The organism is Curtobacterium flaccumfaciens UCD-AKU (assembly GCF_000349565.1).
GTDB classification, from domain to species: domain Bacteria; phylum Actinomycetota; class Actinomycetes; order Actinomycetales; family Microbacteriaceae; genus Curtobacterium; species Curtobacterium poinsettiae.
Window position 1 is genome coordinate 56,474 of record NZ_KB714620.1, and the last position, 11,014, is coordinate 67,487.

Annotated in this window: 6 protein-coding genes; 5 read left to right on the forward strand and 1 reads right to left on the reverse strand. The window is 70.6% G+C overall.

From position 1 onward, the window contains the following. Positions 1 to 138: 138 nt before the first annotated feature. The 5 genes from gltB (at position 139) to H489_RS28640 (ending at position 10,486) form a co-directional block, all read left to right on the forward strand. Positions 139 to 4,743 carry a glutamate synthase large subunit gene (gltB, locus tag H489_RS28620; RefSeq protein ID WP_017887205.1) on the forward strand — a complete coding sequence of 1,535 codons (4,605 nt, stop codon included), beginning with the start codon at positions 139 to 141 and terminating at the stop codon, positions 4,741 to 4,743. A gap of 53 nt (positions 4,744 to 4,796) precedes the next feature. Then, complete coding sequence (locus tag H489_RS28625) at positions 4,797 to 6,254, forward strand: glutamate synthase subunit beta (protein ID WP_017887206.1); 1,458 nt, start codon at positions 4,797 to 4,799, stop codon at positions 6,252 to 6,254. A 233-nt stretch (positions 6,255 to 6,487) separates the two neighbouring features. Beyond that, the gene (pyk, locus tag H489_RS28630) at positions 6,488 to 7,933 is read left to right on the forward strand and encodes a pyruvate kinase (RefSeq protein ID WP_017887208.1); all 1,446 of its coding nucleotides are present in this window, start codon (positions 6,488 to 6,490) and stop codon (positions 7,931 to 7,933) included. Between the two features lie 130 nt (positions 7,934 to 8,063). Next, complete coding sequence (locus H489_RS28635) at positions 8,064 to 9,158, forward strand: VIT1/CCC1 transporter family protein (RefSeq protein WP_031259759.1); 1,095 nt, start codon at positions 8,064 to 8,066, stop codon at positions 9,156 to 9,158. Positions 9,159 to 9,190: 32 nt separating this feature from the next. Then, the gene (locus H489_RS28640) at positions 9,191 to 10,486 is read left to right on the forward strand and encodes an acyltransferase family protein (RefSeq protein WP_081612288.1); all 1,296 of its coding nucleotides are present in this window, start codon (positions 9,191 to 9,193) and stop codon (positions 10,484 to 10,486) included. On the opposite strand, the gene H489_RS28645 is transcribed toward H489_RS28640, so the two are convergent. After that, entirely contained in the window at positions 10,428 to 10,967 is a 540-nt protein-coding gene (locus H489_RS28645) for an HdeD family acid-resistance protein (protein WP_159558035.1), read from the reverse strand. The genes H489_RS28640 and H489_RS28645 overlap by 59 nt on opposite strands. Positions 10,968 to 11,014: the final 47 nt, after the last annotated feature.

Consider the following 11,014-nt stretch of genomic DNA (forward strand, 5'->3'; position numbering starts at 1 on the left):
CGGGGCCCAGCAACCTCGCCGGCCGCCAGGGCAACGTCCACTGACGGCGGGCACGGGCACCAGTCCCGCCCGCTCGGGCGGAACGCACCACCGGGCCACCGCTGTCCCTGTTCCACTTCCTCGTGAGGACGGTTCCCCATGGCGCTCCAGCCAACCCAGCCCTCGGCACCGACGAGCCTCGTGCCGCCGCACCGCCGCTTCTCCGCGATCCCGGACGCCACGGGCATGTACGACCCGGCGAACGAGAAGGACGCCTGCGGACTGGCGATGGTCGCGACCCTGCGCGGCACGCCGGGGCACGACATCGTCGACGCGGCGCTCGGTGCGCTCCGGAACCTCGAGCACCGCGGTGCCGTGGGATCCGACGCGGGCACCGGTGACGGCGCCGGCATCCTGTGCCAGGTGCCGGACGAGTTCCTGCGGGACGTCGTACCGTTCGAGCTGCCGGCAGCGGGGGAGTACGCCGTCGGGACCGCCTACCTGCCGCTGGACGACGACGCCCGGCACGCGGTGAAGGGCGCCGTCGAACGACTCGCCCGCGAAGAGGGCCTGAAGGTCCTGGGGTGGCGCGAGGTCCCGGTGCGTCCGGAGGTCCTCGGCACGCTCGCCCGCGCCGCGATGCCGGCGTTCGAGCAGCTGTTCGTCGCCTCGATCCGGCACGACGTGCACGGGGCATCGTGGAGCGGCATCGCCCTCGACCGGCAGGCGTTCCGGCTCCGGAAGCGCGCCGAGCACGACAACGACCTGTACTTCATGTCGCTGTCGAGCCGCACCATGGTCTACAAGGGCATGGTCACGACGCTCCAGCTCGAGCCGTTCTACCCGGACCTGAGCGACGAGCGCTTCACGTCGAAGCTCGCGATCGTGCACTCGCGCTACTCCACCAACACGTTCCCGTCGTGGCCACTCGCCCAGCCGTTCCGGACCATCGCCCACAACGGTGAGATCAACACGGTGCGCGGCAACCGCAACTGGATGCGGGCGCGCCAGTCGCAGCTCGAGAGCGAACTGCTGGGCGACATGGCCCCGCTGCTCCCCATCGTCAGCCCGGGGGCGAGTGACTCGGCCTCGTTCGACGAGGTCCTCGAGCTGCTGACCCTGACCGGTCGGACGCTGCCGCACGCGGTGTCGATGATGGTGCCCGAGGCGTGGGAGAACCAGGTCGGGATGGACCAGGACCTCCGGGCGTTCTACGAGTACCACTCGATGCTCATGGAGCCGTGGGACGGCCCCGCCGCGATCACCTTCACCGACGGGTCGCTCGTCGGCGCCACCCTCGACCGCAACGGCCTGCGCCCCGGCCGGTTCCTCGTCACCGACGACGGGCTCATCGTGATGGGCTCCGAGACCGGGGTCATCGACGTGCCGGCCGCCAAGGTCGTGCGCAAGGGCCGCCTGCGCCCGGGCCGGATGTTCCTGGTGGACACCGAGGCCGGCCGCATCATCGAGGACGACGAGGTCAAGCGCGAGCTCGCCGCCTCGGGTCCGTGGGCCGACTGGCTCGAAGCCGGCCGCATCAACCTGAACGACCTGCCGGAGCGCGAGCACATCGTGCACACCCCGGCCTCGGTCACCCGCCGTCAGCGGGCGTTCGGCTACACCGAAGAAGAAGTCCGCATCCTGCTCCGTCCGATGGCCGCAGCGGGTGCCGAACCGCTCGGTGCGATGGGGTCGGACACCCCGATCGCGGTGCTGTCGGAGCGTCCGCGACTGCTCTTCGACTACTTCACGCAGCAGTTCGCCCAGGTGACCAACCCGCCGCTCGACTCGATCCGCGAGCAGGTCATCACCTCGATGGGGATGGGTCTCGGTCCGGAGCGCAACCTGCTCTCCGCCGGTCCGGAGCACGCGAAGCAGATCACGCTCGACTTCCCCGTGATCGACAACGACCAGCTCGCCAAGGTCCAGCACTTCGAGACCGAGTCGGGTCGCCACCTGACCGTCACGATCAAGGGGCTGTACCGCGTCGACGCCGGCAAGAAGGCGATGCAGAAGCGCATCGCCGCCGTGTGCGACGAGGTCGACGCCGCGATCGAGTCCGGCAAGCAGTTCATCGTGCTGTCCGACCGCGACGGCAACGCCGAGCAGGCGCCGGTGCCGAGCCTGTTGCTCCTCGCCGCCGTCCACCACCACCTGATCCGCACCGAGCAGCGCATGAAGGTCGGGCTCATCGTCGAGGCCGGTGACGTCCGCGAGGTCCACCACGTGGCGACCCTGATCGGGTACGGCGCGTCGGCGATCAACCCGTACCTGGCGATGGAGACCTGCGAGAACCTGGTCCGCGCGGGCATGATCCCTGGCATCACCCCCGAGCAGGCGGTCAAGAACGTCATCAAGGCGCTCGGCAAGGGCGTGCTGAAGATCATGTCGAAGATGGGCATCTCCACGGTGTCCAGCTACGCCGGTGCGCAGGCCTTCGAGGCCGTCGGGCTCAGCCAGGAGTTCGTCGACAAGTACTTCACGGGCACCTCGTCGATCCTGGGCGGCGTCGACATCGACGTCATCGCCAAGGAGAACGCCGAGCGGCACGCCCAGGCGTACCCGCAGGACGGCGCGGTGCTGTCGCACGAGCGGCTGCAGATCGGGGGCGAGTACCAGTGGCGCCGTCAGGGTCCGCCGCACCTGTTCAACCCGGACACGGTGTTCCGCCTGCAGCACGCGACCCGTGCCCGCCGGTACGACATCTTCCGCGAGTACTCGAGCGCCGTGGACGACCAGTCCGAGCAGCTGATGACGCTCCGCGGGCTGTTCCGCTTCAAGCAGGGTGCGCGCAAGCCCATCGCGCTCGACGAGGTCGAGTCGATCGAGTCGATCGTCAAGCGCTTCAACACGGGCGCGATGTCCTACGGGTCCATCTCGAAGGAAGCCCACGAGACCCTCGCCATCGCGATGAACCGTCTCGGCGGCCGCTCGAACACGGGCGAGGGCGGCGAGGACGTCGACCGCTTGCTCGACCCCGAGCGCCGCAGCGCCATCAAGCAGGTCGCCTCCGGACGCTTCGGCGTGACGAGCATGTACCTGACGCACGCCACCGACATCCAGCTCAAGATGGCGCAGGGTGCGAAGCCCGGCGAGGGTGGTCAGCTGCCCCCGGCCAAGGTCTACCCGTGGGTGGCACGGACCCGGCACGCCACCGCGGGCGTCGGCCTGATCTCGCCGCCGCCGCACCACGACATCTACTCCATCGAGGACCTCAAGCAGCTGATCTTCGACGTGAAGCGGGCCAACCCGGCCGCCCGCGTCCACGTGAAGCTCGTCAGCCAGTCCGGCATCGGTGCCGTCGCGGCCGGTGTGACGAAGGCCCTGGCCGACGTCGTGCTCGTGTCCGGCCACGACGGCGGCACCGGCGCCAGCCCGCTGAACTCGCTCAAGCACGCCGGCACCCCGTGGGAGATCGGCCTGGCCGAGACCCAGCAGACGCTCATGCTGAACGGCATGCGCGACCGGGTCGTCGTGCAGGTGGACGGGCAGATGAAGACGGGGCGCGACGTCGTCGTGGCCGCGTTGCTCGGAGCAGAGGAGTACGGCTTCGCGACCGCTCCGCTCGTGGTCGAGGGGTGCATCCTGATGCGCGTCTGCCACCTGGACACCTGCCCTGTGGGCGTCGCCACGCAGAACCCGGAGCTCCGCAAGCGCTTCTCCGGCAAGCCGGAGTTCGTCGTCAACTTCTTCGAGTTCATCGCACAAGAGGTCCGCGAGCTCCTCGCCGAGCTCGGCTTCCGCAGCCTCGACGAGGCGATCGGGCAGACCGACGCGCTCGACGTGGACCGCGCCGTGGAGCACTGGAAGGCGTCGGGCCTCGACCTCGCGCCGGTGCTCAAGGGACCGCACTTCGACGACGCGGAGCCGCGCCGCCACCACCGCGAGCAGGACCACGAGCTGGACCAGCACTTCGACGTGCACCTCATCCAGCAGACCGCTGACGTGCTCGACCACGGCGGGTCGATCGCGCTCGACCTGCCCATCCGGAACACCGAGCGCGCCGTCGGCACCATGCTCGGCCACCAGGTGACCCTGCGACACGGGGAACACGGGCTGCCCAACGGTTCGATCGACGTCACGCTGCGCGGTTCGGCCGGGCAGTCGCTCGGCGCGTTCCTGCCGGCGGGCATCACGCTGCGCCTGATCGGCGACAGCAACGACTACGTCGGCAAGGGCCTGTCCGGCGGCCAGATCGTCGTCCGCCCCGACGCCGGTTCGGGCTTCGACCCGGCCGAGAACGTCATCGCCGGCAACGTCATCGGGTACGGCGCCACCCAGGGCAGCATGTTCATCCGCGGCATCGTGGGCGAGCGGTTCCTGGTGCGCAACTCCGGTGCCACGGCGGTCGTCGAGGGTGTGGGCGACCACGCGCTCGAGTACATGACGGGTGGACTCGCGCTCATCATCGGCGAGACCGGCCGGAACCTCGGTGCCGGTATGTCGGGTGGCACGGCGTACGTCCGGGGCCTGCGCCGGGAGCACGTGAACACCGACGCCCTGGCGACCGGCGAGCTCCGGCTCGAGGCGCTCGACAGTGCCGACGTCGAGATCGTCACCGACCTGCTCACCCGGCACGCCGACGAGACGGGGTCGACGCTCGCGTCCGACCTGCTGGCGTCCGGGGACCTGAGCGACTTCGTCAAGGTGCTGCCGCGCGACTACGCGGCGGTGCTCGAGACGCGCAGACAGGCCGTCGACGAGGGGCTCGACCCCGACGGTGACATCGTTTGGAATCGGATCATGGAGGTGACCGGTGGCTGAGCGTCACGCACGTCCGGAATCGACAGAGCCCATCACAACCCTGGAGGTGACCGGTGGCTGACCCCAAGGGATTCCTGAAGGTCCAGGAACGCGAACTCCCGCCCCGGCGCCCCGTGCCCGTGCGGCTCATGGACTGGAAAGAGGTCTACGAGCAGCAGGAGTCCGGTGTCCTGAAGCGCCAGGCCGGCCGGTGCATGGACTGCGGCGTGCCGTTCTGCCACCAGGGCTGCCCGCTCGGCAACCTCATCCCGGAGTGGAACGACCTGACCTGGCGCGGTGAGGGCCGTCAGGCGATCGAACGCCTGCACGAGACGAACAACTTCCCGGAGTTCACGGGGCGGCTCTGCCCGGCCCCGTGCGAGTCGTCCTGCGTGCTCGGCATCAACCAGCCGCCGGTGACCATCAAGCAGGTCGAGGTCTCGATCATCGACCAGGCGTTCCAGAACGGGTGGGTCACGCCGCACCCGCCGGAGCGCCTGACCGGCAAGACCGTCGCCGTGGTGGGCTCCGGCCCCGCCGGGCTCGCGGCCGCGCAGCAGCTCACGCGTGCCGGGCACACGGTCGCCGTCTACGAGCGGGACGACCGCATCGGCGGACTGCTCCGCTACGGCATCCCGGACTTCAAGATGGAGAAGCGCCAGATCGACGCGCGCCTCGCCCAGATGCAGGCCGAGGGCACCCGGTTCCGTGCCGGTGTCGAGATCGGCAAGGACATCACCTGGGACGACCTGAAGTCCCGCTACGACGCGGTCGTGGTCGCCACCGGTGCCACCGTGCCCCGTGACCTGCCGATCCCGGGGCGCGACCTCGAGGGCGTGCACTTCGCGATGGACTACCTGGTCCAGCAGAACAAGGCGAACGCGGGCACGACGGTCGACAACCAGATCACGGCCGAGGGCAAGCACGTCGTCGTCATCGGCGGCGGCGACACCGGTGCGGACTGCATCGGCACCGCACACCGTCAGGGCGCGCTGAGCGTGACGAACCTGGCGATCGGCAAGCAGCCGCCGCTCGAGCGTCCGTCCGACCAGCCGTGGCCGATGTTCCCGACCGTGTTCGAGATCACGAGTGCCCACGAAGAGGGCGGCGAGCGGCACTTCCTCGCCTCCACCGTCGAGTTCCTGTCGAACGACGCGGGTGAGGTCCGTGCGCTCCGGGTCGCCGAGACCGAGTACCTCGACGGCCGACGGGTGCCGAAGGCGGGCACCGAGCGGGAGATCCCGGCGGACCTCGTCCTCATCGCGATGGGCTTCACGGGCCCCGAGTCGGACACGATCGAGCCGCAGCTCGGCCTGCCGACCACGGGCTCCGGGTCGCTCGACCGCCGTGCCGACTACGCGACCAACGAGGCCGGCGTGTTCGTCGCGGGCGACGCGGGTCGGGGGCAGTCGCTCATCGTGTGGGCGATCGCCGAGGGCCGTGCCGCGGCCGCACAGGTGGACGAGTACCTCGAGGGCTCCACCATCCTGCCGGCTCCGGTCAAGGCGACCGACCGGGCGATCTCCGTCTGATGCCGGACGATCACGAGATGTCGGACCGCCACCAGATGTCGGACGGCCACCAGATGTCGGACCGCCACCGGACGACGGATCGCCGCCAGAAGACGGACCGTCTCCACCAGATGCTCACGCTCCCGTGAGCGTGAGGCCACCAGCACTCGGTAGGGTGCTGGTGGCCTCGCTTCGTTCCGCGCGGCCCCACAGCGCGGAAACCCAAGCTCCATCCACCACCACGAAGGAATCCATTGAGACGCGCAAAGATCGTTTCGACGCTCGGACCGGCAACGTCGGACTACGAGACCGTCAAGGAGATCATCGAAGCGGGCGTCGACGTCGCCCGCCTCAACCTCAGCCACGGTGACTACAGCGTCCACGAGGCCAACTACGTCAACGTCCGTCGTGCCGCCGAAGAGCTCGGCAAGCCCGTCGCGATCCTCGTCGACCTGCAGGGTCCGAAGATCCGTCTGGCCCGCTTCGCCGACGGCCCGCACGACCTGGCGGTCGGTGACATCTTCACCATCACGACCGAGGACGTCCCCGGCTCGAAGGAGATCTGCGGCACGACGTTCAAGGGCCTGCCGCAGGACGTCAAGCCCGGCGACCCGCTGCTCATCGACGACGGCCGCGTCCGCCTGCGTGTCCTCGACACCGACGGCGTCCGGGTCCGCACCGAGGTCGTCGTCCCCGGCACGGTGTCCAACAACAAGGGCATCAACCTGCCCGGTGTCGCCGTCAACGTCCCCGCGCTGAGCGAGAAGGACGAGGCCGACCTCCGCTGGGCGATCCGCCAGGGTGCCGACCTCATCGCGCTGTCGTTCGTCCGCAACGCGAGCGACGTCGTGCGTGCGCACGAGATCATGGACGAAGAGGGCAAGCGCCTGCCGGTCATCGCCAAGGTCGAGAAGCCCCAGGCCGTCGACGCGCTCGAGGAGATCATCGACGCCTTCGACAGCATCATGGTCGCCCGCGGTGACCTCGGCGTCGAGCTCCCGCTCGAGGCCGTCCCGATCGTGCAGAAGCGCGCCGTCGAGCTGTCCCGCCGCATGGCGAAGCCGGTCATCGTCGCGACGCAGATGCTCGAGTCGATGATCTCGTCGCCGATCCCCACGCGCGCCGAGACCTCCGACGTCGCGAACGCCGTGCTCGACGGTGCCGACGCGGTCATGCTGTCCGGTGAGACGAGCGTCGGTGAGTACCCGGTGCAGACCGTCCGCACCATGGCCCGCATCGTGGAGTCCACCGAGGACCACGGCCTCGAGCGCATCGCGCCGCTCGGCACCAAGCCGCGCACCCTCGGCGGTGCGATCACCCTCGCCGCCGTCGAGATCGCCGAGTTCACCGAGGCGTCGTACCTCTGCGTCTTCACCGAGTCCGGCGACTCGGCCCGACGCATGTCGCGCCTGCGCCACGGCCTGCCGATCATCGCCTTCACCCCGAACGAGGCCACGCGCCGCCGGATGGCACTCACCTGGGGCGTCCGTTCGTTCCTGGTGGAGCGCAAGACCCACACCGACGAGCTCTTCTCGCAGGTGGACGACGTCCTCCTCGAGAACGGCCTGGCCGCCCCCGGCGACCGCGTCATCGTGACGGCCGGGTCCCCTCCCGGCATCGAGGGCTCGACGAACGACCTCCGCGTGCACCGGGTGGGCGACGCCCACGCCGAGGCCGCCCCGGCGTACGTCCGGGACTGATCCGACGGATCCGTCGCCACCAGGGCGCGGACGGGAGGCACGGTGCGCGCAGCACCGACCGCTCCCGGTCCGCGCCCTGCCGCGTCTCCACGGCCCTGGTGGTGACCGGACGTCGGCCGCAGGCGGCAGGATGGTCGCTGTGAGCCTCCGATCCGACACCCCGGCGCCGCGCGCCGACGTCCGCCGCTGGCGTCGTTACCTGGCCGACGAACGTGCCGAGGCGGCTGTGTACCGCAACCTCGCCGCGCGCCGTTCCGGCGAGGAGCGCGAGATCCTGGCCGCGCTGGCCGAGGCCGAGGGGCGGCACGCCGACCACTGGCTCGACCTGCTCGGCGACGACGTCGGCCGGCCGCAGCGGGGCAGCCTCCGGACCCGGGTGCTCGCCGCGCTGGCCAAGCGGTTCGGGTCGGTCTTCGTCCTCGCGCTCATGCAGCGCGCCGAGGACCGCTCGCCGTACGCCGACGACTCCGACGCGACCGCGCGGATGGCCGCCGACGAACGCATCCACGGCGAGGTCGTGCGCGGGCTCGCGAACCGCGGCCGGATGCGGCTGTCCGGCACGTTCCGCGCGGCGGTGTTCGGCGCGAACGACGGCCTGGTGTCCAACCTGGCGCTCATCATCGGCATCAGCGCCTCCGGGGCCGACCGGCACTTCGTGCTGCTGAGTGGCATCGCTGGCCTGCTCGCGGGCGCGTTGTCGATGGGTGCGGGGGAGTACGTCTCCGTCCGGTCGCAGCGGGAACTGCTCGAGGCGTCCGCGCCGCACCCCGAAGCCGGCAGGGCGGTGTCGGACCTCGACGTCGACGCGAACGAGCTCGCCCTGGTCTACCGCGCGCGCGGGATGTCCGAGGCCGAGGCGACCCAGCACGCGGCGCAGGTGCTGTCCGGCATCGGGGAGCGGCGCCCGGCGACCGGTCCGACCCCGGTCGCGGACGACCACGAGGCCGTCGGCACCGGGCTGAGCGCCGCCGTGTCGAGCTTCTGCTTCTTCGCCTCGGGCGCGGTCATCCCGGTGCTGCCGTTCCTGTTCGGCATGCAGGGCTGGGCTGCGATCGCGGTCGCCGGCGGGCTGGTGGGGATCGCCCTGCTCGGCACCGGTGCCGTGGTCGGCGTGCTGAGCGGTGCCTCGCCCGGCAAGCGGGCGTTCCGGCAACTCGCCATCGGGTTCGGTGCGGCGATCGTCACCTACGCGCTCGGCCTGCTGTTCGGCACCGGCTCGGCCTAGCGGTCATATCCGATATGTGACATTCTGTTTGCATGTCAACTGCTCGCGCGCCCCGTCTGGACCTCGCCCACATCGACGGGATGCGCGGGATCCTCGCCGCGTTCGTCGTGGTCGCCCACACGGTGCAGTTCACCGGCGTCGCCGGGTCCGTGGCGGCGTCGATGCCCGTCGTCTACCGGGTGCTCAGTGCCGGTGACCTGCGCGTGCCCGCGTTCATCGCGATCTCGGGCTTCACGATGATGATCGCCGTCTCGGGGCGCCACGACCTGCGCCTCGGCACCACCTACGGGGCCTACGCGAAGCGCCGGATCCGTCGGCTCGTCCCGCCGTACCTGACGGCGCTCGTGCTGGCGCTGGCGCTCATCGCCTTCGTCCCGGTGATGAACGAGCCGCACGGCACGGTCTGGGACGACAAGCTCCCGGTGACGTTGCAGGGCATCGTGACCCACGTGTTCCTGCTGCACAACCTGTCGCCGGAGTGGATCACGTCGATCAACGGGACGCTGTGGAGCCTGCCGATCGAGATGCAACTCACCCTGCTGATGCCCGTGCTCCTGCTGCTCTGGCGGCGGACCCACCCCGTCGTCGTCATCGTCCTGTCGTTCGCCCTCGCCGTGCTGTCGATCGCCACCGGCGTCGGTGCCTGGTCCGCGCCGCACTTCCTCGGGATCTTCGGTGTCGGCATGTACGGTGCCCACCTCGTGATCGGGTCCGAGGACGACCTCCGCCGCCGGCGACCCCGATCCCTGCAGCGGATGTTCCGACACCAGCGCTCCGTGCTCCTCGTCGCCCTCGTCGTCCTGACGGCGGCCTTCGTGCAGGTCGCCGCCGCTCCGGGCATCGTCCACAGCGCCGTCACGGGCACCGTCGCCGGCCTGGGGATCACGCTGCTCCTCATGGTGCTCGCCGACGGGCAGCGGACCGGACGTGTCGGTACCCACCGGGTCCGGCGGTTCCTGGGCGGACGCCGTCTGGTGCAGTCGGGGCTGGTCTCCTACAGCGTGTTCCTGGTGCACAGCCCGCTGCTCGCGCTCGGCAACCTGCTCCTGCTGCCGCTCGGGCTCCCGACACCGGTGCAGTTCGGTCTGATGCTCTTCGTGGTCGCTCCGGCGGTCGTCGCGGTGTGCGTCGTGTTCGCGGTGCTGGTCGAACGCCCGTTCATGAACAGCCACCAGCGCGCGCTGCTCGGCGAGCTGTTCGGCCGTCGAGCGGTCCCCGGCACGCCGCACGTCGCCTCGACCGACGCGGCGGCTGCGACCGCGGTGCCGGTCAGCGGCGGAGCGCGGCGCGCGGCGGCAGGAGCAGCAGGGCCGCGGCGCCGACGATGACGAGCGCGATGCCCGCGAACACCATGAAGACGGTCAGTGCGAGCCCGGGGACGATCAGCACGACGATCCCGCCGATGATCGACAGCACCCCGCTGACGACCGTCGGCACCCGTGACGATCCGGGATGGCCGACGAACCCACCGACGATCGCGGCGACGCCCTCGATCAGGAACCCCACCCCGGCGAGCACGGCGTAGACCACGAGCGGGATCGCCGGGTCGAGCAGGGTCACCAGCCCCGCGACCGCGACCAGGCCACCGACGATGCCGGACGTCCACCGCCACGCCGGGCGGGTGCCGTGCCCCCGCACCGCGGCGAAGACCCGCAGCGCACCGGCCACGACGAGGTACACACCGAACAGCAGTGCCACGAGCACGAGCGACGGACGGGGCCAGACGATCGCCACGATGCCCAGGGCGATGGCGACCACGGCCGTGACGACGACGAACACCCGGAACGTCCTGACGGCACGAGAATCCACGAGCGCTCCTCCCTGATCGCCAGCGCTGGTGTCCAGCACGCTACCCG